Annotated in this window: 27 protein-coding genes and 1 other annotated feature; of the genes, 8 read left to right on the top strand and 19 right to left on the bottom strand. The window is 48.9% G+C overall.

What is annotated here, in order from left to right; genetic code table 11:
* Positions 1-4 precede the first annotated feature (4 nt).
* The 7 genes from pheT to thrS form a co-directional block, all read right to left on the bottom strand.
* Positions 5-2392: a phenylalanine--tRNA ligase subunit beta gene (gene pheT, locus OH663_RS24375; RefSeq protein WP_200011633.1), complete on the bottom strand. Its 2388-nt coding sequence runs from the start codon at positions 2390-2392 to the stop codon at positions 5-7.
* Positions 2393-2407: 15 nt separating this feature from the next.
* Entirely contained in the window at positions 2408-3391 is a 984-nt protein-coding gene (pheS, locus tag OH663_RS24370; protein ID WP_045442121.1) for a phenylalanine--tRNA ligase subunit alpha, read from the bottom strand.
* 165 nt (positions 3392-3556) lie between these two features.
* Positions 3557-3681: a sequence feature (Phe leader region), on the bottom strand.
* Positions 3632-3676: a pheST operon leader peptide PheM gene (pheM, locus tag OH663_RS24365; protein WP_001386830.1), complete on the bottom strand. Its 45-nt coding sequence runs from the start codon at positions 3674-3676 to the stop codon at positions 3632-3634. Its footprint overlaps the feature before it by 45 nt.
* A gap of 120 nt (positions 3682-3801) precedes the next feature.
* The gene (rplT, locus tag OH663_RS24360) at positions 3802-4158 is read right to left on the bottom strand and encodes a 50S ribosomal protein L20 (protein ID WP_045442118.1); all 357 of its coding nucleotides are present in this window, start codon (positions 4156-4158) and stop codon (positions 3802-3804) included.
* 55 nt (positions 4159-4213) lie between these two features.
* The gene (rpmI, locus tag OH663_RS24355; RefSeq protein WP_003030583.1) at positions 4214-4411 is read right to left on the bottom strand and encodes a 50S ribosomal protein L35; all 198 of its coding nucleotides are present in this window, start codon (positions 4409-4411) and stop codon (positions 4214-4216) included.
* 96 nt (positions 4412-4507) lie between these two features.
* Entirely contained in the window at positions 4508-5050 is a 543-nt protein-coding gene (gene infC, locus OH663_RS24350; RefSeq protein ID WP_071828920.1) for a translation initiation factor IF-3, read from the bottom strand.
* 3 nt (positions 5051-5053) lie between these two features.
* Complete coding sequence (thrS, locus tag OH663_RS24345) at positions 5054-6982, bottom strand: threonine--tRNA ligase (protein WP_045442112.1); 1929 nt, start codon at positions 6980-6982, stop codon at positions 5054-5056.
* A gap of 305 nt (positions 6983-7287) precedes the next feature.
* Between thrS and yniD the strand changes: the two genes are divergently transcribed.
* On the top strand, positions 7288-7395 hold the full coding sequence (gene yniD, locus OH663_RS24340) for a small membrane protein YniD (RefSeq protein WP_136345516.1): 108 nt from the start codon (positions 7288-7290) through the stop codon (positions 7393-7395).
* Positions 7396-7527: 132 nt separating this feature from the next.
* On the opposite strand, the gene OH663_RS24335 is transcribed toward yniD, so the two are convergent.
* Positions 7528-8286 carry a DUF481 domain-containing protein gene (locus tag OH663_RS24335; RefSeq protein WP_045442110.1) on the bottom strand — a complete coding sequence of 253 codons (759 nt, stop codon included), beginning with the start codon at positions 8284-8286 and terminating at the stop codon, positions 7528-7530.
* A gap of 287 nt (positions 8287-8573) precedes the next feature.
* Here OH663_RS24335 and pfkB point away from each other — a divergent pair, with 287 nt between their 5' ends.
* Together pfkB and OH663_RS24325 are read left to right on the top strand one after the other, a co-directional pair.
* Positions 8574-9503: a 6-phosphofructokinase II gene (gene pfkB, locus OH663_RS24330; protein ID WP_200011631.1), complete on the top strand. Its 930-nt coding sequence runs from the start codon at positions 8574-8576 to the stop codon at positions 9501-9503.
* Between the two features lie 270 nt (positions 9504-9773).
* Entirely contained in the window at positions 9774-10634 is an 861-nt protein-coding gene (locus tag OH663_RS24325; RefSeq protein ID WP_045442105.1) for a fructosamine kinase family protein, read from the top strand.
* A gap of 75 nt (positions 10635-10709) precedes the next feature.
* Here the strand turns inward: OH663_RS24325 and OH663_RS24320 are convergent, their stop codons facing one another.
* Positions 10710-11246, bottom strand: coding sequence for a YniB family protein (locus OH663_RS24320; protein WP_045442103.1), 537 nt, complete (start codon positions 11244-11246; stop codon positions 10710-10712).
* 169 nt (positions 11247-11415) lie between these two features.
* On the opposite strand from OH663_RS24320, the gene hxpB reads away from it, so the two are divergent.
* From hxpB to tcyP, 3 genes are all read left to right on the top strand, one after another.
* Entirely contained in the window at positions 11416-12084 is a 669-nt protein-coding gene (hxpB, locus tag OH663_RS24315) for a hexitol phosphatase HxpB (RefSeq protein ID WP_045442101.1), read from the top strand.
* A gap of 145 nt (positions 12085-12229) precedes the next feature.
* Positions 12230-12829, top strand: a complete 600-nt coding sequence (locus OH663_RS24310) for a metal-dependent hydrolase (RefSeq protein WP_136345517.1) — start codon at positions 12230-12232, stop codon at positions 12827-12829.
* Positions 12830-12964: 135 nt separating this feature from the next.
* A complete protein-coding gene (gene tcyP, locus OH663_RS24305) occupies positions 12965-14356 on the top strand; it encodes a cystine/sulfocysteine:cation symporter (RefSeq protein WP_048221597.1) in 1392 nt (463 codons plus the stop codon).
* Between the two features lie 64 nt (positions 14357-14420).
* On the opposite strand, the gene cedA is transcribed toward tcyP, so the two are convergent.
* The 8 genes from cedA to osmE form a co-directional block, all read right to left on the bottom strand.
* On the bottom strand, positions 14421-14684 hold the full coding sequence (gene cedA, locus OH663_RS24300; protein WP_071667549.1) for a cell division activator CedA: 264 nt from the start codon (positions 14682-14684) through the stop codon (positions 14421-14423).
* 166 nt (positions 14685-14850) lie between these two features.
* Entirely contained in the window at positions 14851-15609 is a 759-nt protein-coding gene (chbG, locus tag OH663_RS24295; RefSeq protein WP_045442084.1) for a chitin disaccharide deacetylase, read from the bottom strand.
* A 12-nt stretch (positions 15610-15621) separates the two neighbouring features.
* Positions 15622-16977, bottom strand: coding sequence for a 6-phospho-beta-glucosidase (locus tag OH663_RS24290; protein ID WP_200011629.1), 1356 nt, complete (start codon positions 16975-16977; stop codon positions 15622-15624).
* 122 nt (positions 16978-17099) lie between these two features.
* Positions 17100-17942, bottom strand: coding sequence for a transcriptional regulator ChbR (chbR, locus tag OH663_RS24285; RefSeq protein WP_136345518.1), 843 nt, complete (start codon positions 17940-17942; stop codon positions 17100-17102).
* 10 nt (positions 17943-17952) lie between these two features.
* Positions 17953-18300 (bottom strand): PTS N,N'-diacetylchitobiose transporter subunit IIA, encoded by a 348-nt coding sequence (gene chbA, locus OH663_RS24280; RefSeq protein ID WP_045442078.1) that lies wholly within the window; start codon positions 18298-18300, stop codon positions 17953-17955.
* 54 nt (positions 18301-18354) lie between these two features.
* Positions 18355-19713: a PTS N,N'-diacetylchitobiose transporter subunit IIC gene (chbC, locus tag OH663_RS24275; protein ID WP_045442068.1), complete on the bottom strand. Its 1359-nt coding sequence runs from the start codon at positions 19711-19713 to the stop codon at positions 18355-18357.
* An 86-nt stretch (positions 19714-19799) separates the two neighbouring features.
* Positions 19800-20120, bottom strand: a complete 321-nt coding sequence (gene chbB / locus OH663_RS24270) for a PTS N,N'-diacetylchitobiose transporter subunit IIB (protein ID WP_196209080.1) — start codon at positions 20118-20120, stop codon at positions 19800-19802.
* 298 nt (positions 20121-20418) lie between these two features.
* The gene (gene osmE / locus OH663_RS24265; RefSeq protein WP_045442064.1) at positions 20419-20760 is read right to left on the bottom strand and encodes an osmotically-inducible lipoprotein OsmE; all 342 of its coding nucleotides are present in this window, start codon (positions 20758-20760) and stop codon (positions 20419-20421) included.
* Between the two features lie 336 nt (positions 20761-21096).
* Between osmE and nadE the strand changes: the two genes are divergently transcribed.
* Together nadE and cho are read left to right on the top strand one after the other, a co-directional pair.
* Positions 21097-21927: an ammonia-dependent NAD(+) synthetase gene (gene nadE, locus OH663_RS24260; RefSeq protein WP_045442061.1), complete on the top strand. Its 831-nt coding sequence runs from the start codon at positions 21097-21099 to the stop codon at positions 21925-21927.
* Between the two features lie 139 nt (positions 21928-22066).
* Entirely contained in the window at positions 22067-22954 is an 888-nt protein-coding gene (cho, locus tag OH663_RS24255; RefSeq protein WP_200042101.1) for an excinuclease Cho, read from the top strand.
* Here the strand turns inward: cho and ves are convergent.
* Both ves and spy read right to left on the bottom strand, forming a co-directional pair.
* The gene (gene ves, locus OH663_RS24250; protein WP_045442055.1) at positions 22914-23489 is read right to left on the bottom strand and encodes an environmental stress-induced protein Ves; all 576 of its coding nucleotides are present in this window, start codon (positions 23487-23489) and stop codon (positions 22914-22916) included. The genes cho and ves overlap by 41 nt on opposite strands.
* A gap of 342 nt (positions 23490-23831) precedes the next feature.
* Positions 23832-24317 carry an ATP-independent periplasmic protein-refolding chaperone Spy gene (spy, locus tag OH663_RS24245; RefSeq protein WP_136345519.1) on the bottom strand — a complete coding sequence of 162 codons (486 nt, stop codon included), beginning with the start codon at positions 24315-24317 and terminating at the stop codon, positions 23832-23834.
* Positions 24318-24552: the final 235 nt, after the last annotated feature.

Raw genomic sequence — 24552 nt, 5'->3', positions numbered from 1 at the left:
AGGTTCAATCCCTCAATGATGCCTGGAATCGCTCTTTTAATGCCTCTACACATTTGGCAACGGTAGCGGCAATCTCCTCTTCTTCAAGTGTACGGCTGGTATCCTGAAGGATCAGGCTGATAGCGAGGCTCTTATAACCCTCCGCAACACCCTTACCGCGGTACACGTCAAACAAGTTTACGCCAACTACCTGATTTACGCCAACTTTCTTACATTCGGATAAAATATCCGCAGCGGGAACGTTTTCTGCCACAACGACTGCGATGTCACGGCGGTTCGCCGGGAAGCGAGAAATTTCACGCGCTTGAGGCACCACGCGGTCTGCGAGCTTATTCCACTCCAGTTCAAACACCAGAGTGCGACCGTTCAGATCCAGTTTACGTTCCAGCTCAGGATGAACAACCCCAATGAAACCAATACGTTCACCTTTCAGATAAATCGCCGCAGACTGACCCGGATGCAGCGCTGGATTGGCTTCAGCTTTAAACTGAATGTCACCCAACTTGCCGGTCAGGTCGAGAACCGCTTCAAGATCACCTTTTAGATCATAGAAATCAACGGTCTCTTTTGCCAGGTTCCAGTGTTCATCATAGCGGTTACCGCAGATAACGCCTGCCAGCATCAGATCCTGACGGATCCCCAGGTTAGCCTGTGTATCGGGAACAAAACGTAAACCCGTTTCGAAAATACGTACGCGGTTCTGCTGGCGATTCTGGTTATAAACTACCGTTGACAGCAGCCCCGTCCACAGCGACAGACGCATTGCCGACATATCAATAGAGATTGGGCTTGGCAGCAGTAGTGCTTCTTCGCCTGGGTGCAGCAGTGACTGGATTTTCGGATCAACAAAGCTATAGGTGATAACTTCCTGGTAGCCTTTGTCATTCAACATGGTTTTAACACGTTTCAGGGATAAATCCGCTTCGCGGTGTGTACCCATGACCAGACCCGCCTGAATTGGCATATTCGGGATATTGTCATAACCGTATACGCGAGCAATTTCTTCGACCAGGTCTTCTTCGATTGAAATATCGAAACGCCAGCTCGGCGCTACCGCTTTCCACTCATCCTGACCCTCTGTCACTTCACAGCCCAGACGACGCAGAATATCGCTCACCTGCTCATCAGCAATATGGTGTCCGATCAGACGATCCAGTTTGCTACGACGCAGAGTAATGGTTGCACGCTCTGGCATAGTGGATTCGTTCGTAACATCGATAACCGGACCAGCTTCCCCACCGCAGATATCAATCAGCAGGCGCGTAGCACGCTCCATCGCTTTGTACTGCAGTGCCGGATCGACACCACGCTCATAGCGGTGAGAGGCATCGGTGTGCAAACCGTGACGACGTGCTCGACCGGTAATTGACAGCGGGCTGAAAAACGCACATTCCAGCAGAACGTTTTGCGTTTCGTCATTCACGCCAGAGTGTTCACCACCAAAAATACCACCCATTGCCAGCGCTTTATTGTGGTCAGCGATGACCAGCGTATCCGCATTCAGTTTCGCTTCGGAGCCGTCCAGCAATACCAGGGTTTCCCCCTCTTTTGCCATACGCACCACAATTCCGCCCTCGATGCGATCTTTGTCGAATGCGTGCATCGGCTGACCCAGTTCAAGCAGCACATAGTTGGTTACATCAACCACGGCATCAATGGAACGGATCCCGCAACGGCGCAGTTTCTCTTTCATCCACAACGGCGTTGGCGCTTTAACGTTAATGCCTTTTACCACACGGCCAAGATAGCGTGGGCACGCTTCAACAGCTTCGACGGTAATTGGCAGTGTGTCGTTAATGGTTGCAGCAACCGGCGCGATTTCTGGCTCTACCAGAGGAGCTTTGTTCAGTACAGCGACATCACGCGCCACACCGATGATGCCTAAGCAGTCTGCACGGTTCGGCGTTACGCTAATTTCGATAGTGTTATCATCAAGCTTCAGGTATTCACGGATATCAGTACCAATCGGTGCATCCGCAGGCAGCTCGATAATACCGTTATGATCGTCAGAAATACCCAGCTCAGAGAAAGAGCACAACATCCCTTCTGACGGTTCACCGCGCAGCTTCGCGGCTTTGATTTTGAAATCACCCGGCAAAACGGCGCCAATAGTAGCCACCGCGACTTTCAGCCCCTGGCGGCAGTTAGGTGCGCCACAGACGATATCAAGCAGACGCTCACCGCCTACATTCACCTTTGTGACGCGCAGTTTATCTGCGTTAGGGTGCTGACCGCACTCAACCACTTCACCAACGACAACGCCGTTAAATTCACCAGCGACGGCGTCAACGCCATCGACTTCCAGACCAGCCATAGTGATTTGGTTTGACAACGCATCGCTATCAATCGCCGGGTTAACCCATTCGCGTAACCACAGTTCACTGAATTTCATTGTTTTATCCTGCCTTTATTTAAACTGTTTGAGGAAACGCAGATCGTTTTCAAAGAAAGAACGCAGATCGGTTACGCCGTAACGCAGCATGGTCAGACGTTCCATACCCATGCCAAATGCAAAGCCAGAGTAAATCTCCGGATCAATGCCCACATTACGCAGCACATTCGGGTGGACCATACCGCAACCCAGCACTTCCAGCCATTTGCCGTTTTTACCCATTACATCGACTTCCGCAGAAGGCTCCGTGAACGGGAAGTAGGACGGACGGAAACGAACCTGAAGATCCTCTTCAAAGAAGTTACGCAGGAAATCGTGCAGCGTACCTTTCAGGTTGGTGAAGTTAATATTGGTATCAACAATCAGCCCTTCCATCTGATGGAACATTGGCGTGTGCGTCTGATCGTAGTCGTTACGATACACTCGGCCCGGAGCGATAATACGGATTGGTGGCTGTTTTTCTTTCATGGTACGGATCTGCACGCCAGAGGTCTGGGTACGCAGCAGACGCGTGGCGTCAAACCAGAAAGTGTCGTGGTCAGCGCGCGCCGGGTGATGGCCAGGAATATTCAGGGCATCGAAGTTATGATAGTCGTCTTCGATTTCCGGCCCCGTCGCCACGGTAAAGCCCAGCTCACCGAAGAAACTTTCAATACGATCAATAGTACGCGTTACCGGGTGCAGCCCGCCGTTTTCGATACGACGCCCTGGAAGGGAGATATCGATGGTTTCTTCAGCCAGACGTGCATTCAGCGCTGCATTTTCTAAATCAGCTTTACGCGCGTTTAGCGCCTGCTGTACTTGTTCTTTTGCTTCGTTGATAACCGCACCTGCTGCCGGACGCTCTTCTGGCGGCAGTTCGCGCAGGGTAGTCATTTGAAGGGTCAGGTGCCCTTTCTTGCCCAAATATTCGACGCGGACATTGTCTAACGCGGCAACATCTGAAGCCTGGTTTATGGCGGCCGTTGCACTGGCAACCAGCTCTGCGAGATGTGACATGGTTTTCCTCGTTATGTGGCGATATTCATTAGTCGCACGTATATACACAAAATCATTCAACTTGCATCAAGGCTGCAAGAGAGCAAATCCTCAGAAGCGTACATAGGTACGTGACTGAGGTAAACGAATGCAGCCAACGCAAAGGCAGCGTGAAGGATGACGTGTATAAAAAAAGCCTCCACCAGGGAGGCTTTTAGGCGCTGTTTTCCGTTTCTTCTTTCACGCGCTAGCCTCCTGGAATCAGGTGCTAAAGTAAAAAAAGAAGCGGAAAATAGCAGCATTCATGCTTGCGTTACCTTGTGTGGTAAAAACCGTACAACCTTTATTGAAAAGGCTTACAGGTAAATTGTCAACCAATTGATTGGATTACAAATAAAAGAGAGGGAGCCAGGCTCCCTCTTTTCACCGGCTTATGCCAGAGCTGCTTTCGCTTTTTCGACCAGAGCGGAGAACGCTACTTTGTCGAATACTGCGATGTCAGCCAGGATCTTACGGTCGATTTCAACAGAGGCTTTTTTCAGGCCGTTGATGAATTTGCTGTAAGAAATACCGTTCTGACGTGCTGCTGCGTTGATACGCGCAATCCACAGTTGACGGAACTGACGCTTTTTCTGACGACGGTCACGATAAGCGTACTGACCAGCTTTGATAACAGCCTGGAAGGCAACGCGGTATACGCGAGAACGCGCACCGTAGTAGCCTTTAGCTTGTTTCAAAATTTTCTTGTGACGTGCACGGGCAACTACACCACGTTTTACGCGAGCCATATGTGCTCTCCTGTATCTATATTCTTAGTAAAAAAATTAATTAAACGTTAACGGCTTATGCGTACGGCAGGCACGCGATAACCAGACCCAGATCGCCTTTAGAAACGAGGCCTTTTGGACGCAGGTGACGTTTACGCTTAGTAGATTTTTTGGTCAGAATATGACGCAGGTTTGCGTGCTTACGCTTAAATCCACCACCACCGGTTTTTTTGAAGCGCTTAGCAGCACCGCGTACGGTCTTAATTTTCGGCATTTTAATAACTTCCACTTCGCATTGTTAATAAACGAAACGTAGGCGAACAACGGCTGTGGAACCCGTAGGCTCCACAGACATTGCTACTTGAAGGCCTTACTGTTTCTTCTTAGGAGCGAGCACCATGATCATCTGGCGGCCTTCGATCTTCGTAGGGAAGGATTCGACTACTGCCAGTTCACTCAGATCGTCACGGACGCGCGTCAGCACTTCCATACCGATCTGTTGGTGGGCCATCTCACGACCGCGGAAACGCAGCGTGATCTTAGCCTTATCGCCATCTTCCAGAAAGCGTACCAGGCTGCGGAGTTTTACCTGGTAATCGCCATCGTCGGTGCCAGGACGGAATTTAATTTCCTTAACCTGGATAACTTTTTGCTTTTTCTTCTGTTCCTTAGAAGACTTACTCTTTTCATAAAGGAACTTGCCGTAGTCCATAATACGACAAACTGGCGGTTCGGCGTTAGGGCTGATTTCAACTAAATCTACTCCAGCTTCTTCAGCTTTTTCGATAGCTTCTCTCAGACTCACAATACCCAAAGCTTCGCCTTCCAGACCTGTTAAGCGAACTTCCAGGGCGCGAATCTCGCCATTGATACGATTCGGACGTGCCGTTTGAACTCGTTTTCCGCCTTTAATACCTTATTCCTCCAGTTGTTGAAGACTGCGGCTGCGAATCTCTTGTTGCAGCTTCTCGATAACTTCATTTACGTCCAGGCTGCCCAAGTCTTTGCCACGACGGGTACGCACGGCAACTTTGCCTGCTTCTACCTCTTTGTCGCCACAGACCAACATGTAAGGGACACGACGTAAAGTGTGCTCGCGGATTTTAAAGCCTATCTTCTCATTTCTCAAGTCTGCTTTTACACGAATACCCGCATTTTGTAGTTTCTGCGTTAATTCGTTAACGTATTCAGACTGCGAATCGGTAATGTTCATGACCACAACCTGAACTGGCGCAAGCCAAGTCGGGAAGAAGCCAGCGAACTCTTCAGTCAGGATACCGATAAAACGTTCCATCGACCCAAGAATTGCGCGGTGAATCATAACCGGCACCTGACGCTCGTTGTTTTCGCCAACATAAGAGGCGCTCAGACGGGACGGCAGGGAGAAGTCCAGCTGTACAGTACCGCACTGCCATGCACGATCGAGGCAGTCATACAGGGTAAATTCAATTTTCGGACCGTAGAATGCGCCCTCACCCAGTTGATATTCAAACGGGATGTTGTTTTCTTCCAGCGCAACGGCTAAGTCCGCTTCAGCACGGTCCCACATTTCATCGCTACCGATACGTTTTTCGGGGCGAGTGGACAGTTTGACGACGATTTTCTCGAAGCCAAAAGTGCTATACATATCGTAGACCATACGGATGCAGGCGTTAACTTCATCACGGATCTGCTCTTCAGTACAGAAGATGTGTGCATCATCCTGCGTGAAACCACGTACACGCATCAGACCGTGCAGCGCACCAGATGGTTCGTTACGGTGGCAGCTACCAAACTCAGCCATACGCAGCGGCAGGTCACGATAGGATTTCAGACCTTGATTGAAGATCTGTACATGACCTGGGCAGTTCATTGGCTTGATGCAGTATTCACGGTTCTCAGAAGAGGTAGTGAACATCGCATCTTTGTAGTTGTCCCAGTGTCCTGTTTTTTCCCACAGTACACGGTCCATCATAAACGGACCTTTAACTTCCTGATACTGGTATTCTTTCAGTTTCGAACGAACAAAGACTTCCAGTTCACGGAAAATAGTCCAACCATCGTTATGCCAGAACACCATACCCGGTGCTTCTTCCTGCATATGATACAGGTCAAGCTGCTTACCAATTTTACGGTGGTCGCGTTTGGCCGCTTCTTCCAGACGTTGCAGGTAGGCGCTCAGGGCTTTTTTATCTGCCCATGCAGTACCATAAATACGCTGCAGCATCTTGTTGTTGCTATCACCGCGCCAGTACGCCCCAGCGGTCTTCATCAGTTTAAAGTGATGGCAGAAACGCATATTTGGCACGTGCGGGCCACGGCACATATCGACATATTCTTCATGATGGTACAAGCCTGGCTTGTCATCATGGGCGATGTTTTCATCAAGAATAGAGACTTTGTAGGTCTCGCCACGCTTCACGAACGTTTCACGCGCTTCGTACCAGCTGACTTTCTTCTTAATGACATCGTAGTTCTTCTCAGCGAGCTCGTGCATCCGCTTTTCGAGCGCGTCGACGTCTTCCTGAGTTAACGTACGGTCAAGATCGATATCGTAGTAAAAACCGTTGTCAACAACCGGTCCGATCGCCATTTTGGTGTGCGGCCAGAGTTGTTTGATCGCGTGCCCTAACAGGTGCGCACAGGAGTGACGAATGATCTCCAGACCTTCTTCATCCTTAGCGGTGATGATAGAGAGCTTCGCATCATGTTCAATCAGATCGGAAGCATCAACCAGTTCACCATTTACACGGCCTGCGATGGTGGCTTTCGCCAGACCTGGACCGATGTCCAGCGCAACATCCATGGGGCTTACAGCGTGGTCGTAATGGCGTTGGCTGCCATCAGGAAGAGTAATAACAGGCATGTTATATCCTTATTTGCAGTGGTGACCCACACGTAAGATCACATACAAAGTTTCAATATTTAAAATTACCAAAAAGGTGTGGGCTGATTCCCGCTTCACTCTGCGAAATATGTCACGTATCACCGGACTGGCAACAACGTAACCTACACCCGCTTTTTGATAACACCGTCTGACAGTGTACACGGCATTACGAGTCGTTCAAAGCAGCAATCAACGCGCCATCTATGATTTAAATCAATTCACTGACGACCTGCAGCCTTTGTTACACTGTGCAGTAATAGTCTGATTTGAGCAGGAAAAGAACCATGCCAACAAATCGCTCTGCAAAAAAACACTGGAAAATGGTTGTGGTATTGCTCGTAATTTGTGCGGCAATGTTGATGTTACGCTGGGCGGCAATAATTTGGGGCTAATTTGAAAAACGTTACTGACATTCGCCAGGCGTTTTCATTTTTTTATAAGTTAAAGTAGAAAGTATATTTAAAGAGTCATTACGCTCAATAATAAAAAGAAAAGCCAGGTCATTTAATTGACCTGGCCTATTACTACATACGATAGCCGAGAGAAACAGTTGTACGACGATCGGTATGTTCCGGCGCTGTTGCCGGCGGTTCAGAGTTCCAGGTAACGTTATAAGCCACCTTCAACCCGAAGTGTTCATTGATAGCAACATTTAAGGCTGATTCAGAGTTGAGCGTTGTATCATCAGCACCAAACACCGATACACCCTGAGTAAACTTGGTGTTGTCCGTCATCTGCCACGCATAGGCGCCAGACGCATAACCCAACGGCTGAGTTTCAGTCTTACCGTCAGTGTGCTCGTCATAGCGTACGCCAGGACCAAATTCAAAACGGAAGCTGTGCACCGGTCCACTGAGGAACTGACGACCATAACCTGCGGTCAGCACGTCACGCTCATGATAGCCGTTATAACGGTCTGTCAACCAGCTCGCCTGCCCAAACAAGTAATCATAGTCGGTCATGTTGAAACGGCTACGACCGCCCGCGGCATATTTCTCCGAAGATCGCTCATCATTCGAGGAGGTATTGCTGGCATTTCCCCACAGAGACCACGCCGTGGTTTCACCGTACCAGGTCATGGTGGTATCTGCAGTTAAAGAAGAACTTTTTGTGTTGCCTGACTGGGCGAGGTATCCCGCGTTCAGGTTACCTTCAAAAGGTTTTTTCGCGCTGGAAGGGTCATCCATGACAGTAAAAACGGAATCATCGGCGGCGGCATGCATTGACGCAAACACGCACCCCGTCAGCACGAATGCTGCGGGTACTGTCTTCAAAAGCTTCATTTATAAAGAGTCCGTACAACAAAAAAAGAGACCATTACGGTCTCGGAAACTTTCATATGGATCAATGACAAAAGACCCAGGAAAGGTAACAAATTATAAAAAGACTCGAATAACATAGCAATATATTCTTATTTCATTTTTTGAATAAGAGCGTTCTTAAACCATAATTTTATTTATATATAAATAGAGGGATAGTTTTAAATAAAGATGCGATAAATCATGTTGTTAATTGCTTCACTTTCGTGACGCTAAGTGCCAGACTGAGGTCAGCCTAACAGGAGGTAAAGATGGTACGTATCTATACGTTAACACTCGCGCCCTCTCTCGATAGCGCAACAATCACCCCACAAATCTACCCCGAAGGTAAACTTCGCTGCACCTCGCCAGTTTTTGAACCTGGTGGTGGCGGCATCAATGTGGCTCGCGCCATCGCGCATCTTGGCGGTAGCGCAACAGCGATTTTCCCGGCTGGCGGTGCCACTGGTGAACACCTGGTTTCGTTACTCGCTGATGAAAATGTTCCAGTATCGACGATAGAAGCCAAAGACTGGACCCGACAAAATCTTCATGTCCATGTGGAGTCCAGCGGCGAACAATATCGTTTTGTTATGCCCGGCGCTGCGCTCACTGATGACGAATTTCACCAGCTTCAGGATCAGGTACTGGAAATTGAATCAGGTGCGCTACTGGTCATTAGCGGTAGCCTGCCCCCCGGTGTAAAACTTGAGAAATTAACCCGACTGGTCACCACGGCACAAAAGCAGGGTATCCGTTGCATCATTGATAGCTCTGGTGACGCACTAACAGCGGCGTTAGCTATTGGCAATATCGAACTGGTCAAACCCAATCTTAAAGAACTGAGCGCCCTGGTTAATCGTGAACTCACGCAGCCTGATGATGTCCGTAAAGCCGCACAGGAAATAGTGCAAAGTGGTAAAGCCCATCGCGTAGTGGTCTCTCTTGGCCCACAAGGGGCATTAGGCGTTGATCGTGAAACCTGCGTTCAGGTGGTTCCGCCTCCGGTGAAAAGTCAAAGTACCGTTGGCGCGGGCGACAGTATGGTCGGCGCCATGACGCTTAAACTGGCTGAAAACGCGCCATTTGAGGATATTGTTCGTTTTGGCGTAGCTGCAGGCAGCGCAGCGACGCTAAATCAGGGCACGCGACTGTGCTCTTTAAACGATACGCAAAAAATATATTCGTATCTTTCTCAATGATAGCCCTCTCCCCCTTATAGAAAATAAGGGGGATTTACCCACAAAGCTGTCAGCATACGTGTTATACGTCTATGATAAAAAATCACGTGATTACAAAGAAGTGAATCACGTGAAGCCGAAAGTCGCCCTATCTCAGGGAGGTGTGGAAGAACAACAAACATTAAGTGCCTTTCCAGTAATGACGCGTTCAGGGTGTGCGTCAGTTCGTGTTTTTTTTCCGCATTATTGCGCTAACCTTATGATCTGGCAGACAACATGGGGAGAGACATCATGTGGCAGGCAATCAGTCGTCTTTTAAGCGAGCAATTAGGTGAAGGCGAAATCGAGCTGCGTAATGAACTGCCTGGCGGAGAGATCCACGCCGCATGGCATTTACGCTATGCGGGGCGCGATTTTTTCGTCAAATGCGATGAAAGGGAGCTGTTATCCGGCTTTACGGCGGAAGCCGATCAACTGGAACTGCTCTCCCGGAGTAATACTGTTTCAGTTCCAAAAGTCTGGGCGGTAGGTGCAGACAGGGACTACAGTTTTCTGGTGATGGATTTCCTTCCACCGCGTCCACTTGATGCTCACAACGCCTTTATTCTGGGACAACAGCTGGCACATCTGCATGAATGGAGCGATCAACCGCAGTTCGGTCTCGACTTCGATAATGCACTCTCCACCACTCCACAACCCAATACCTGGCAACGTCGCTGGTCAACCTTTTTTGCAGAACAACGTATTGGCTGGCAACTGGAACTGGCCGCTGAAAAAGGCATTGCGTTTGGTAGCATTGACGCAATTGTAGAACATGTTCAACAGCGACTCTCCTCACATCAGCCGCAGCCCTCGCTGCTACATGGCGATCTTTGGTCAGGAAACTGTGCTCTCGGCCCCAACGGCCCTTACATTTTTGATCCCGCCTGTTATTGGGGGGACAGAGAATGCGATCTGGCGATGCTGCCATTACATACCGATCAACCGCCGCAGATTTATGATGGCTATCAGTCTGTCTCGCCTTTGCCGCTGGATTTTCTGGATCGTCAGCCCATCTACCAGTTGTACACGCTGCTCAACCGGGCGATTTTGTTCGGTGGTCAGCATCTTGTCGTCGCGCAGAAAGCGATGGAACGGTTACTGGCTGCTTAAAACAATTGCCTGTTGGCACTCTGCTTATCAGGCCTACAGTCCCACGCCAGAACTGTAGGCCTGATAAGACATTACTTACAAAAAGCCCAGTAACGAAAAGAAGAAATAGCCGATTACGATGACAATCACTGGCAAAATATAGAGCGGGAAGATTTGTAGAAAGATCGTATGGTGCGGTACGACAATACGCGATTCAATTTGCTCACGTGACAGCCCCTCACTTCCTTTAGCCTGTTCCAGAATCAGTTGGTCTTCAACGCCTTCACGCAGAAAGCGCGCCTGGCGGCTCATCCTGGCACCGGAATCCTGCAACGCCAGACCGATAAAGATAAGAATAAAAATCAGCCAGAAAACGAGGTTCAGGCCGCTTTGAAAATCTGGCGTCGGCGAGTTATACCAAAACACATTAAGAAATGGTGTATTCACCCGCATCATGTCAATCATAACGTGAGCAAAATCGAGCATTACGGCGTTAATGCCTTCCTGTTTTTCACTGTGCGCATACATAAACTTCAGTACTGAAACCAGCGTTGAAATCAGCGCCGGGATAAAGATTATCCACCCCACCAGCCTTTTCAAGACAGCAATGCGTCCAGCTTGTTGATACGTCATGAGTTCCCCTTGATTAAGACGTGTCATTTTGGCCTAAGTTTACCCGTTGATAACTGTTTTCGCCTGATCTTTAAAGGCGATATAATAAAGGATTAGCCATAATGAACGCTTAGAGCGAGTTCAGTTACGCTCTTAATCCCGCTGTTTAATTCTCAAAGGAGAGGTTGTGATGTCAACCCCGCGTCAAATTCTTGCTGCAATTTTCGATATGGATGGATTACTGGTCGATTCAGAGCCACTCTGGGATCAGGCCGAACTGGATGTCATCGCAAGTTTAGGCGTAGATATCACTCGCCGCCATGAGCTTCCGGATACACTGGGATTGCGTATCGACATGGTTGTTGATCTCTGGTTTGCCCAGCAACCATGGAACGGCCCCTCACGCCAGGAAGTCACGGATCGTATCATCACCCGGGCTATTTCGCTGGTTGAAGAGACCCGGCCTCTGTTACCCGGCGTACGTGAAGCTGTCGCGCTGTGTAAATCCCAGGGGCTGCTGGTTGGGCTTGCGTCTGCCTCACCGCTGCACATGCTGGAAAAAGTGCTGGCAATGTTTGATCTCCGCGACAGCTTCGATGCGCTGGCCTCTGCTGAAAAACTGCCCTACAGCAAACCGCATCCCCAGGTTTACCTCGACTGCGCAGCCAAGCTGGGCGTTGATCCATTATCCTGTGTGGCACTGGAAGACTCCGTGAACGGCATGATCGCCTCCAGAGCGGCACGAATGCGCTCCATTGTCGTACCGGCGCATGAGAATCAGGACGATCCGCGATTTGTTCTTGCCGACGTCAAACTGACATCACTGACCGAACTTACCGCCGTGCATCTGCACGAGTAATCATCCAACGGGCAATGGCAGCATTGCCCGCAGATTGTCGATCGTGTTCCAGCGCACGCTGAGAGCATAATTGTGACAAAGGGTTACAACGTCACCTCTTCCGCCTACTGTATAAAACCCCTATACTGTATGAATTGACAGTTTATTGGGTTTTATCATGACGGCGGAAGGCCACCTTCTTTTTTCTATAGCCTGTGCGGTATTTGCCAAAAATGCCGAGCTGACGCCCGTTCTCGCTCAGGGTGACTGGTGGCATATTGTTCCTTCAGCAATTTTGACGTGCCTGCTGCCCGATATTGATCATCCTAAATCTCTGCTTGGTCAGCGTCTGAAATGGATATCAAAACCAATTGCCCGGGCGTTTGGCCACCGTGGATTTACACACAGCCTGCTGGCGGTCTTTGCCCTGTTGACAACATTTTACCTGAAAGTACCCGATACCTGGATAATCCCGGCTGATGCGTTACAAGGGATGGTACTTGGTTATCTCAGCCACATTGTGGCGGATATGTTGACGCCCGCCGGTGTTCCCCTGCTCTGGCCTTGCCGTTGGCGCTTTCGCTTGCCGATCCTCGTGCCGCAAAAAGGTAATCAACTGGAGCGTTTTTTATGCATGGCGCTGTTCGCATGGTCTATCTGGATGCCACAAACAATGCCAGAGAATAGTGCCGTACGCTGGTCATCGCAGATGATTAACACGCTGCAAATGCAATTTAATCGGTTTATAAAACACCAGGCTGATTAATAATTCAGCCAAAATGTCATTTCGGAATAAACAATTCCATTTGAATATAAGAGGCACATCACAGATTCTGCTAATCTTGCGCCAACAGAATCACTGTAGCACGGTGATATATATAAAAAGATCAGGAGAACGGGGATGAACTTTCCATTAATCGCGAACATTATCGTGTTCGCCATACTGCTGTTACTGCTGGCGCAAACCCGTCACAAACAGTGGAGTCTGGCCAAAAAAGTACTGGTTGGTCTTGTCATGGGCGTGGTTTTTGGCCTTGCCCTGCACACCATCTACGGCTCTGACAGCCAGGTGCTGAAAGATTCCGTACAATGGTTCAACATTGTCGGCAATGGCTATGTCCAACTACTGCAAATGATTGTTATGCCGCTGGTGTTTGCCTCTATCCTTAGCGCCGTTGCACGTCTGCATAACGCTTCCCAACTGGGTAAAATTAGCTTCCTGACTATCGGAACGTTATTGTTTACCACGCTGATAGCTGCTCTGGTAGGGGTGCTGGTCACCAACCTGTTCGGCCTGACGGCAGAAGGTCTGGTGCAGGGCGGTGCTGAAACCGCACGTCTGAACGCCATTGAAACCAATTATGCTGGCAAAGTCGCTGACCTCAGCGTTCCGCAACTGGTGCTGTCGTTCATCCCGAAAAACCCGTTTGCCGATCTGACCGGTGCTAACCCGACTTCGATTATCAGCGTGGTTATTTTCGCGGCATTCCTCGGTGTTGCAGCGCTTAAACTGCTGAAAGATGATGCCCCGAAAGGCGAACGTGTATTAACCGCTATCGATACCTTGCAAAGCTGGGTGATGAAACTGGTTCGTCTGGTTATGCAACTGACGCCGTACGGTGTGCTGGCACTGATGACCAAAGTCGTTGCGGGTTCAAACCTGCAGGACATCATTAAGCTCGGTAGCTTTGTCGTGGCCTCTTATCTCGGCCTGGGTATTATGTTCGTGGTTCACGGTATCCTGCTGGGCATTAACGGTGTTAGCCCACTGAAATATTTCCGTAAAGTCTGGCCTGTACTGACTTTCGCATTCACCAGCCGTTCCAGCGCCGCGTCTATTCCGCTGAACGTTGAAGCACAAACTCGTCGTCTGGGTGTACCGGAGTCCATTGCCAGCTTTGCGGCTTCTTTTGGCGCAACGATTGGGCAAAACGGTTGTGCCGGCCTGTATCCTGCCATGCTGGCCGTGATGGTTGCACCGACTGTAGGTATTAATCCGCTGGATCCAATATGGATTGCGACGCTGGTAGGTATCGTCACCGTCAGCTCCGCAGGTGTGGCTGGTGTGGGCGGTGGCGCAACCTTTGCCGCGCTGATTGTGCTGCCTGCGATGGGCCTGCCGGTGACACTGGTCGCTCTGCTGATCTCCGTTGAACCACTGATCGATATGGGCCGTACCGCGTTGAACGTCAGCGGTTCCATGACCGCCGGTACGCTCACCAGCCAATGGCTGAAGCAAACCGATAAAACGATTCTGGATAACGACGATAATGCCGAACTGGCACACCGCTAACCCTGTTGCCTGAAATGTAAAAAACCGCCGGAGAGTAATGCTCCGGCGTTTTTTTTATGTCCGGTTAATCGCTCAGTTCATTTTCCTGGCGAACCTGGTTCGCCCAGCGTTGTGCCGACTCCGGCACTGTAAACGCAGGCGACCGTTGAAACGCCTCCCCCATTAAGACAAAAGCGACATATTTCCCGCGCAGTATCCATACGTCACGAAACGCATCCATTTTGATCGCATGTTCAGGTGGTGCAGGCTCCACACGCGGAACATAGCTGATAACCGGACGATTTTGTTGGCGAAGAGGTTTCATAATCAGTTGCTTCACTAAAGACAAATTCTAAAAAACTGAAAAGCGCTATCTTAGCTGATTTTCTTATCGGGCGTTGTAAAAACAGTTTGTTCGCTAAAATAATGGCAAATCGAGGACTACGGGCAGGCTGCTGAGGCTGGAATGATAGACAAAAAAAGTGCGGCGCATCTCAGCGCCGCAAACTCAGGAATTACACGTTCAGAAAACTGCCAAGACGATAACCGCGCTCCGCAATAGCATATTTCAATGACGAAGACGTCAGCACATCGAGTTCAGTTAAACGGGGGTAACAATAGGCGCTTTGCCGAATAATATTATCGATAAAGGCCGGATGACACATCACTTCCAGCGAAGACTCCCCTCTTTCAGCAGATGCATCCAGAGCCTGTAAAAACAGCGCCTCAGAGATAGTTTCGCCATAAAACTCGCTGCTGAACCCCTGGGTGGTACGCAACGTTACCGGTATGTCAGACGCCTGAATCACCGTCTGGCGATCAATACGCAGCGCAATGCCCCGTTGCGCTGCGAAATTAGCTACGATTGGGAAGATCTGCGGGAACATATGCACATGGTGGTGACTATCCAGATGCGTCGGCTCCCGCCCAAACAGGTTAATAAAACGCTGATACTGAGCGGTCAGCTCTTGTGAAATTTCATCCAGCGGCAAAGTATCTTCCTCAGCCATCTGCCAGATCCATTTCCCCAAAAGCCCGTCACGAGTCAACCCCGGCATAAGCGTCAACGGTTTTCCCAGCGTCAGAACAAAGTGCATTCCCACAGCCAGTTCGGGTAAATCGCGGCTGAGCTGCTCCGCGTGGTTAATCGCTTCGCCATTGACCAGCGCCGTTGTCGAGGTCACAACACCATTGCGACAGGCTTCCACAATGCCGTAGTTTTGTCCTTTACTCAGGCCAAAATCATCAGCATTAACAATCAGTACGCGTTCCATAGCCAACCTCGATTAATGTTGTTCGCTTTTGAGTTTCTCGATACAACCGGCAAAGTTAGGCAGCCATTTCTCGTGTGCGAGAATTAATTCCCGAGCCAGAATCTCGGCATCATGGTCAGAATGTACTAATGGACTAAGGTTTAGCGCCAACAGCACATCATTAATCTCACCACTCAGCGCCGCCTGACTCGCCGCCACTTCAAAGCCTTTAATGGTATAGATAAGGCCGAGGACTTTCTCGTCAAAATGGGTAATTCTCGGGTGCGGTGTCGCACCGTTACGTCCCAACGTACAGGTCATTTCAACCGCCCAGTCTGCGGGAATATTATCGACATGACCATGATGAGGGATGTTGACATAGTGCTCGGTCTGTTTGTCGTTGTAGATGGCGTTAATCACTTCGCAAGCCGCATCGGAGTAATAGGCCCCACCGCGCTGCTCAAGCTCCTTCGGCTTAACATTCAGCTCAGGGTTTTTGTAGAGTTCAAACAGCTGTTTCTCAACTTTCTGCACCACCTGAGCACGTGCACCGCCCTTATAGTATTCACCCATTTCAATCGCCAGCATCTCTTTTGGCTTGAAGTAATACAGCAAGTAAGAGCAAGGTAAGAGTTTCAGTGAGCGAATCAGTCCTTCGCTAAACGGCAGATCGAAAATGTTCTTCACCGAAGAGGCTTTAAGCTGACCAGAAGCCACGCCGTCCAGAAGTTCATCAAAACGCGACTCCCCATTCACCAGTACGTCTTTAATAAAGACCATATGATTCAGGCCAAACAGATCGATGGATAAATCATCGATCTCTTTCAGCGCCAGCACATCGCTGATAAACATTTTCATGCCGATGGGAATATTACACACGCCAATAAATTTCTTGAAATTAGTGTGGCGATAAACCGCTTCAGTCACCATCCCGGCCGGGTTAGTAAAGTTAATCACCCATGCGTTCGGACACAGTTCCTCCACATCCTTCACGATGTCAAAAATGACCGGAATAGTACGTAAACCTTTAAACAGGCCGCCAGCACCGTTAGTTTCCTGTCCCAGATAACCATGACTTAACGGAATTCGCTCATCCTTTTCGCGCGCTTTCAACTGACCAACTCGCAGCTGTGTTGTGACAAAATCAGCGTCTTTCAGGGCTTCACGGCGATCCAGCGTTTTATACAGCTTCATCGGCACGCCAGCTTTGTCGATCATTCGCTGGCACAGGTCAAAAATAATATCCAGCTTCTCTTTTCCACCATCGACATCCACCAGCCATAGTTCAGAAACCGGCAATTCATGATAACGCTTAATAAAGCCTTCAAGTAACTCAGGGGTGTAGCTGCTTCCGCCACCAATAGTGACGACTTTTAATTTCTGATTCATAATTTCTCCCTTCAGTGTAAAAACACTGACGTGTATTACGCCCTGCCCGTTCGTCAGGAATAACGCGGCAGTCCCGGCATTATTTAGGGCAAGCGTTAAAATTAGTAATTGATGAATATTGTTTACTGATTAAATTCAGTTAATTTCTTTCGATAGCTATTAGGTGTAAACGACGTCAGTTTTTTAAACGTTTTAATAAACAGGCTAGGACTGCTGTAACCAGACTCATATGCAATATCGGTTACCGAGTAGTTAGTCATCTCCAGCTGTTTCTTAGCAAAGTTAATGCGGATTTCATTAATAATCTGCATAGGTGTTTTACTGTAAAAACGCTGGGTAGCGCGGGTCAGATACTCCTGAGACTTTGCGGACAGGCGAACCATGTTTTCCAGCGCGTTTTCACTAAACTGTCTTTTGTCATGCATAGTCTCCACGGTGGTTTTAAGCCATTGTGGAATATCATCCAGCACTTGCTCTTCACGATGATGCCGTAACCGATTAATAATATAGAAGGTGACCACTTCTACAAATTCATCCAGACCACTCTCGCGAAAATTCAACGATGCAATAACCGTTTCAATGTAGGTGAGAAATGAGTTATTAGCCCGATACACCTGTGAAGCAACAAAACAAAACGGTAATAAAGGATGATAATGCTGTTCGAAAAAACGTTTACTAATACCGACGTTAAGGATCCGTGTCGCGCCGAAATCATAGAAACTTTGGTGATGCGATCCCAGAGGGATAAAAACAAAATCTCCACGTTCGAGCAGTACGCGCTTCCCGTTGATTTCCTGATAATAACGCCCGGTTAATACCAGGGTAAATTCGTAGTAATCGTGCTGATGCAGTCCACTGATACTCTCAGTTTTGTTATAGATAAACACATGGAAATTTTTGCCATTAAAAAGCTGCTGCTCATAGACGGTCTTGATTTCCGGTGCGTTAATCTGTAGTTGCATCATGCACTCCTCACTATTTCAGCTTCTCGTGAAGCTCAATCAGTTCTGTAATCAATTCGCGCGCCAGCATTGACGTCATCAGATGATCTTGCGCGTGAACCAGAACCAGGCTGACCTTCATTTTACCTTCACCCTGATCGCCTTCAATCAGTTTCGTTTGTACGAGATGCGCCTCGTTAAGCGCCATGCGAGACTGTTCCATCATCGTCTTCGCCGACTCAAAATCCCCCTGCTTGGCCATTTTGAGCGCGCCATATGCCAGACTACGGGCCTGACCTGAATTGATGATAAGTCCCATCACCACTTCTTCCAGCTCTTCAGCCTCTGACGGCGTACCTACGATGTTTTCGATATCCAACATACTCTTTTCCTCTGGTTCAGTCCGGCATGCCCGGGTAGACATGCCGGATTAAATTTAGAATTTCAATGCGTTAGCGATATCTTCTTCGCTTTCTTCCTGGTCAATAACGTTCTGCGCTTTGTTGGCAACAACCACGAAAGGCAGATACACCAGCGTTGCAATCCCAAGGTTGAACAGTGCGACTAACAACGCGGCGACGCTGCCGTTAGTGTTGAAGAAAGCACCCAACCCGGTTGGCATGGTCCACGGTGCAATATTGGTAACCGGTGGAATAATGCCTGTGTAATAGGCGGCCAACATAATCGCTGCCAGAATTGGTTGAACCAGAATGAACGGGATAAACATCACCGGGTTCATGATAATTGGCAGGCCGAACAGGATAGGCTCGTTAATCTGGAAGATGCCTGACGGCAGTGCCAGTTTTGCCACCTGACGATAGTCCGGACGGCGGGATGCCAGGAAGATAGCAATAATCAGACCCAGCGTTGCTCCGCTACCCCCAAGGAAAATATAGGAGTCAAGCATTGGCTTTGCCCAGACATGGAACGTTTTACCGGCTTCCAGTGCAGCGTCGACAGAACCAAACTGCTGGTAAATCGCGATGTTTTCCAGCGCCCATGGCGTCATGATACCGCTATCCAACGCAGTCAGCGCCAGTGAACCGTGAATACCAAAGAACCACAGCAGCGGGACAAAAATCACGTAGGCCCAGCCCACCACGCTGCCCAGTGATGCCAGCGGAGTAGAAATTGAGTCCATGATGATCTGGTGGAAGTTCGTGCCGAAAGTCGTCAACGCCCAGGCAATAATCCCCATAACGGAGAGGATAAGAAAGCCCGGTATCAATGCAGAGAATGAGCGCGAAACGGATGTCGGCACGCTATCAGGTAATTTAATCACCCAATTACGACGGACAACAAAGGTAAACATTTCCGCGACAACCAAACCGATAATAATACCGGATATAATATTCGCACCACCCAACCAGTTTGCACCAACAGCATAGGCTTCGCCCACGCTATATGGAGTTACGGTCATAAATGCTGCAACAGATAACAGTCCGGCCGCCAGTGAATCGACTTTGCGTTCTTCCGCTAGCGCCATACCTATAAAGAATGGCGCCATCAATGACATAATACCCAGCGTACCGTTATAGACGTTTCCACCAATGCCTTTTAAACTATTGAGACTCTCAATAGTAGAAGCATCAAGCCGAATGCCCATTGAATAAAAAAAGGACCCCTCCCCAAAGCTCAGGAAAACGTTATTTATTAATACAAACATGGCCCCTGCGAGGGTTAACGGCATTAAACGAATAAAACCGTTTTTGATTGCATTAACGTGTGGCTGCTTTCCAATTTTTACAGCAAAAGGAAGGAGTACCTTTTCAAGTGAAGCAATAGCGTTACTCATAGAAAAATACCCTTAAATACCGCAATAAAAAATTGCGGTGAATGTTAATGAAATAACTCTTTGACGGGAAAATTAAAATAAAATAATTAATTTGCTGCGGCTTTTTTAATTGCTGAAACAGCAGCTTTAAGCACGCCTAAACCATCGACTTTGCCATACAACAGCGAGTCAATCACTTCAACAGGCTTGTTTGGTAACAAACGCTGAATTTCGGGTAACATATAAGCAATTTGTGGGCCTAATAAAACGACATCGGCCACGGGACCTTTTTCTCCGGCCAGCGTTTCAGGAAACGCTTCAATAATAACCGGTACTTCGTATTTTTCAGCCTGCGCGCGCATTTTCGATACTAGCAAGGAAGTCGACATGCCCGCAGAACAAAACAGATAAATGTGTTTCTTTTCCATAAAAACGATCCTCATATGCGATTATCTGTCAACCAGACAGTCCGCAAGCCATAACCTGCATCCATGCTCTGGGTAACTTGCGTCAGCTAAATTACTTTTTTAGGTGGCTGAAATGAGTATACGGGATTGCACTGGAGGATGGTATTTCCTTGACCAACAAAATTGCTTCTCCTTGACCTGTCGTTATGACCCCCCTCACATTTCGGGCAAATAATTCGCGACAATAATTAAGATCGCTAGAGACAAAAAAACCGGCGCGATGGCCGGTTCTCCAGAACGCACAGGCAATATACAGTTGTTACTTCTTCGCCGCCTGTGGGTCTGTGTCGTACTCTGCACATGTCTGATAGCCAGAATTAATCACGTGTCCAGTATCATCCAATGCAACAAAATAGGTCTCAGCTTTACCATCTCGTTGACCCAGGATGTAAGTCTGACAAGTTCCACGCGCATGAATCATGCTCACTTCAGATGAAGGCTTACCAGCAATCTGCGCAACCTGCGCCCGGCTCATCCCTTTCTTCACATCTTTCACCACGGGCTGGACAAATTGGTCTTTCGTACGGTCGTAGGCCGTACAACCTGCCAGCATAGTCATTACCGCCGCTGCACCCAGAATTCCTGTTAGATTCTTGTTCATTTTTTCTTCCTCTTGTTGGTACACAATATCATTCAAAATACATCGAAGCGGCAACTGAGCAAATCTTCAGGAGCTTACATCAGTAAGTGACTGAGGTGAGCAAAGGCAGCCAGCAAAGAGACGATTTGAATGATGCCGTATATTTCAGCGTGTTATATAAGCCTGGAGCACAACAACTCATTTTTCAAGCTGACAGTTGATACTTAAGCCCTTTCGGAAAATTCTATTAAAACAAAATGATGTTATATCCGGCCGCATCCCTTGTCGTTTGGGCGTCAACGCGTTAGCTTTAACACATCATTATTTTTGATCATTTTATTTTTCGGAGGGGGTTAAATGACTCTGCAACAAGAGATAATCCAGGCGCTTGGCGCCAAACCGCACATTAATGCAGAAGAGGAAATTCGCCGCAGCGTGGATTTTCTGAAATCGTACCTGCAAACCTACCCCTTTCTGAAATCACTGGTGTTAGGGATTAGCGGTGGCCAGGACTCAACCCTGGCCGGAAAATTATGCCAAATGGCGATTTCTGAACTGCGTGAAGAAACCGGCAACGACGCACTGCAGTTTATTGCCGTTCGTCTGCCTTACGGCGTTCAGGCCGATGAACAGGACTGCCAGGATGCGATAGCATTCATCCAGCCGGATCGCGTGTTAACCGTTAATATAAAGGGCGCGGTACTTGCCAGTGAGCAGGCATTACGTGAAGCGGGTATCGAACTAAGTGATTTTGTGCGAGGTAATGAGAAAGCCCGTGAACGTATGAAGGCACAGTACAGTATCGCTGGGATGACCAGCGGTGTTGTCGTTGGTACCGATCACGCGGCAGAAGCTATCACCGGATTCTTCACCAAATATGGCGATGGCGGCACCGACATTAACCCTATTTTCCGCCTCAACAAGCGTCAGGGGAAACAGCTTCTTGCCGCGCTGGGTTGCCCTGAGCATCTCTATCAGAAAGCACCAACCGCCGATCTCGAGGACGATCGTCCTTCTCTGCCTGATGAAGCCGCATTAGGTGTGACGTACGACAACATCGATGATTACCTGGAAGGGAAAACACTGGATGCCGCGGTGGCAAATAAAATCGAAGGCTGGTATATGAAGACAGAGCATAAACGTCGCCCACCAATTACGGTGTTTGACGACTTCTGGAAAAAACCGTAACTCACTTCTTCCAGCATGATGCCGGATAGCGACAATTTATGTCCTGTCCGGCACAAGAACTGGTAACATCATCCCAGCCTCTTTTTTGAGCGAAACACTTTTGTTACACTGGATGAATAACCAGCATCCGGAGTCACAAGTGGTACGGCGTCAATCAGCACCTCGTCTTTCGTTTGAACCAGCAGCAATCTATGAATACCCCGAGCACTTGCGCCCGTTTCTGCGCGAGCTGCCAGCGGCACCTGGCGTTTATCTGTTTCACAGCGATAGCGATACGATGCCGCTTTATATCGGCAAAAGTGTGAATATTCGCAGTCGGGTGTTATCGCATCTGCGTACAGCAGACGAAGCGGCGATGTTGCGCCAGTCCCGACGTATTACCTGGATTTGTACAGCCGGGGAAATCGGCGCGCTCCTGCTGGAAGCCCGGCTGATCAAAGAGCAACAACCCCTGTTTAACAAACGACTGCGGCGTACGCGCCAGCTCTGTTCCCTGCGATTAACCGACCGAACTGTTCAAGTTGTCTATGCACGCGAAGTTGATTTCTCACAAACGCCCCATCTGTTCGGCTTGTTTGCTCATCGCCGCACCGCGCTACAGGCGCTGCAAAGCCTCGCTGATGAACAGAAGCTTTGCTACGGTTTACTCGGACTGGAACCGCTGAGTCGCGGACGAGCCTGCTTCCGTTCAGCGCTTAAACGCTGCGCCGGAGCATGCTGCGGAAAGGAGAGTCCCGAGGCGCATCAGTTGCGACTACAGGAAGCGCTGGAAAGACTACGCGTAATCTGCTGGCCGTGGAAAAGTGCAATTGCACTGAAAGAGAGCACGGCGGAACTGACGCAGTACCACATCATCAATAACTGGCTGTGGCTCGGCGCTGTGTCAACACTGGATGAAGCCACAACGCTGGCACGCATGCCTGCCGGCTTTGATCATGATGGTTATAAAATCCTCTGCCGGCCGGTCATGTCAGGGCAATATGAAATTATTGAACTGGATCCGGAGAATGCCCCGGCATCCAGTTAATCTCACTAAATAACAGCTTCCCTTCCGCTTTTAGTAGTCGCAACGTGTGCTTACCATCGTGCCAGCATGCGCCCTGGTCAACTGTCAGCAATTTATCTCCCAGTTGCCAGGCTCCGCTAATCACAAACACCACGCCGCCACGCGAACCAAAGGTTGTAAAAGTACGATCAGCAACTCTGACTTTCGCCTGACAGACATCACGACGCGTCATGATATTGAAATCCATCGACATCTGTCCCTCTGTCAGCCTGGCTTTTACCACCCTGTCCCCCGCGAAGGTAAACGGTTGATGCTGCTTGAGCGTATGCGTGAAAGCATTCACGCCTTCCAGAGTGACTTCCCCCCCTTCCAGCAGCGTAATCACGCGTTCGACCCCTGGGAAAAGTGAAAATTCGCCGTTCGCGGCAATAGAGGCAATACTCGCCCGCCAGTGGAAATCACGTGTTGCAGGCGGAAAACAACAAATCTCACGCGTTTCTCCCGCACCATTACGCCAAAGATTGACCGGCATTTTGCGGATATCAAAGTATTCCATCATCTCTCCAGAAAGGCGCAGTACGCCAGTATGCCGCACACAGGCACCCTAATCATCGTAGTTATCATTCACCCTGCACATTGTTGTTATCGGCAGCAGAGTTGATTTGCCTTAGCGATGAACCTGGCGTTTTGCAAAAAAGATTAACGCGCTGATCCAGGTAGAATTTTCGCGGGCTTCAGGAGAATAGCGTGTCGGTTGCGAGGTGCAATAGGCAGTAAAGAAAAAACCGCCGATCCTGCCCACCTCGTTAAACGTGTTGTGGACAAGACCGGCGGTCTTGAGTTTTTATTCGCGCCGTATCAGACACAACGCGAATGATTTAGTGTAGACGCTGATCGATTACTCAGCAGCCTTTGGCATTTTACCTTTCTGCGCTTCACGTTCTGTCAGACGCTTCTCAAAATTGGCATTAAACTGTTTTTTCTGTTCCGGCGTCAGAATGTTGTAGATCTTGTTCTGGGTTTCCATGTGCGCCAGCATGTTGGCTTTACGCTGTTCTTCCATCTTCGCAATCTGCGCTTCAGCTTTCGCTTTATCGAAGCTATCGCTGGCGATGATATCGTGCATTGCACGGCGTTCTTCCAGCGGCGGACGTTTCATCTGATCGCGCTGACCTTTCATAATGTCGCGGATCTGTTGTTTCTGTGCATCGGTCAGATTGAGGTCTTTAAACATCATGTCGTGATGTGGGCCAAACTTACCGTTGTGGTGCATCATAGGTTTGGCAGTTGCCGGTGCAGCAGTTGTAGTATCAGCAGCATGTGCCAGGTTCGCGGCGCCCAGCGCCAGGGTAGAGGCAACAAACAAAGCAGTCAGTTTACGCATAATTTCTGTCCTTCCTTTCAGTTATTCTTACGACACTCATGCAATGTGATGTCGTGTTGACGAGACTAACTTTACCGGCTTTAGCGTCAATTAATCAGAGCAACGGTAAAACAATGAAAGTGTAAAAAACAAACTTTCATCAATTATGAAGAAAAAAAGAATAAATTGCGGAGAGTTGAAATAAAAAATTACAACAAGATGATTTTGAAAGGATTATGAAGAACTATACCTGAAC

Source organism: Citrobacter sp. Marseille-Q5395 (assembly GCF_947057495.1).
Lineage (GTDB): Bacteria > Pseudomonadota > Gammaproteobacteria > Enterobacterales > Enterobacteriaceae > Citrobacter > Citrobacter murliniae.
Note: the sequence above shows the minus strand (reverse complement) of the source record. Positions and strands in the feature narration are given on the sequence as shown.

Coding starts and splice junctions, on each gene's coding strand:
- pheT (WP_200011633.1), bottom strand. CDS start 2,392: ATGAAATTCAGTGAACTGTGGTTACGCGAATGGGTTAACCCGGCGATT.
- pheS (WP_045442121.1), bottom strand. CDS start 3,391: ATGTCACATCTCGCAGAGCTGGTTGCCAGTGCAACGGCCGCCATAAAC.
- rplT (WP_045442118.1), bottom strand. CDS start 4,158: ATGGCTCGCGTAAAACGTGGTGTAGTTGCCCGTGCACGTCACAAGAAA.
- rpmI (WP_003030583.1), bottom strand. CDS start 4,411: ATGCCGAAAATTAAGACCGTACGCGGTGCTGCTAAGCGCTTCAAAAAA.
- thrS (WP_045442112.1), bottom strand. CDS start 6,982: ATGCCTGTTATTACTCTTCCTGATGGCAGCCAACGCCATTACGACCAC.
- yniD (WP_136345516.1), top strand. CDS start 7,288: ATGCCAACAAATCGCTCTGCAAAAAAACACTGGAAAATGGTTGTGGTA.
- OH663_RS24335 (WP_045442110.1), bottom strand. CDS start 8,286: ATGAAGCTTTTGAAGACAGTACCCGCAGCATTCGTGCTGACGGGGTGC.
- pfkB (WP_200011631.1), top strand. CDS start 8,574: ATGGTACGTATCTATACGTTAACACTCGCGCCCTCTCTCGATAGCGCA.
- OH663_RS24325 (WP_045442105.1), top strand. CDS start 9,774: ATGTGGCAGGCAATCAGTCGTCTTTTAAGCGAGCAATTAGGTGAAGGC.
- OH663_RS24320 (WP_045442103.1), bottom strand. CDS start 11,246: ATGACGTATCAACAAGCTGGACGCATTGCTGTCTTGAAAAGGCTGGTG.
- hxpB (WP_045442101.1), top strand. CDS start 11,416: ATGTCAACCCCGCGTCAAATTCTTGCTGCAATTTTCGATATGGATGGA.
- tcyP (WP_048221597.1), top strand. CDS start 12,965: ATGAACTTTCCATTAATCGCGAACATTATCGTGTTCGCCATACTGCTG.
- chbG (WP_045442084.1), bottom strand. CDS start 15,609: ATGGAACGCGTACTGATTGTTAATGCTGATGATTTTGGCCTGAGTAAA.
- OH663_RS24290 (WP_200011629.1), bottom strand. CDS start 16,977: ATGAATCAGAAATTAAAAGTCGTCACTATTGGTGGCGGAAGCAGCTAC.
- chbR (WP_136345518.1), bottom strand. CDS start 17,942: ATGATGCAACTACAGATTAACGCACCGGAAATCAAGACCGTCTATGAG.
- chbA (WP_045442078.1), bottom strand. CDS start 18,300: ATGTTGGATATCGAAAACATCGTAGGTACGCCGTCAGAGGCTGAAGAG.
- chbC (WP_045442068.1), bottom strand. CDS start 19,713: ATGAGTAACGCTATTGCTTCACTTGAAAAGGTACTCCTTCCTTTTGCT.
- chbB (WP_196209080.1), bottom strand. CDS start 20,120: ATGGAAAAGAAACACATTTATCTGTTTTGTTCTGCGGGCATGTCGACT.
- osmE (WP_045442064.1), bottom strand. CDS start 20,760: ATGAACAAGAATCTAACAGGAATTCTGGGTGCAGCGGCGGTAATGACT.
- nadE (WP_045442061.1), top strand. CDS start 21,097: ATGACTCTGCAACAAGAGATAATCCAGGCGCTTGGCGCCAAACCGCAC.
- ves (WP_045442055.1), bottom strand. CDS start 23,489: ATGGAATACTTTGATATCCGCAAAATGCCGGTCAATCTTTGGCGTAAT.
- spy (WP_136345519.1), bottom strand. CDS start 24,317: ATGCGTAAACTGACTGCTTTGTTTGTTGCCTCTACCCTGGCGCTGGGC.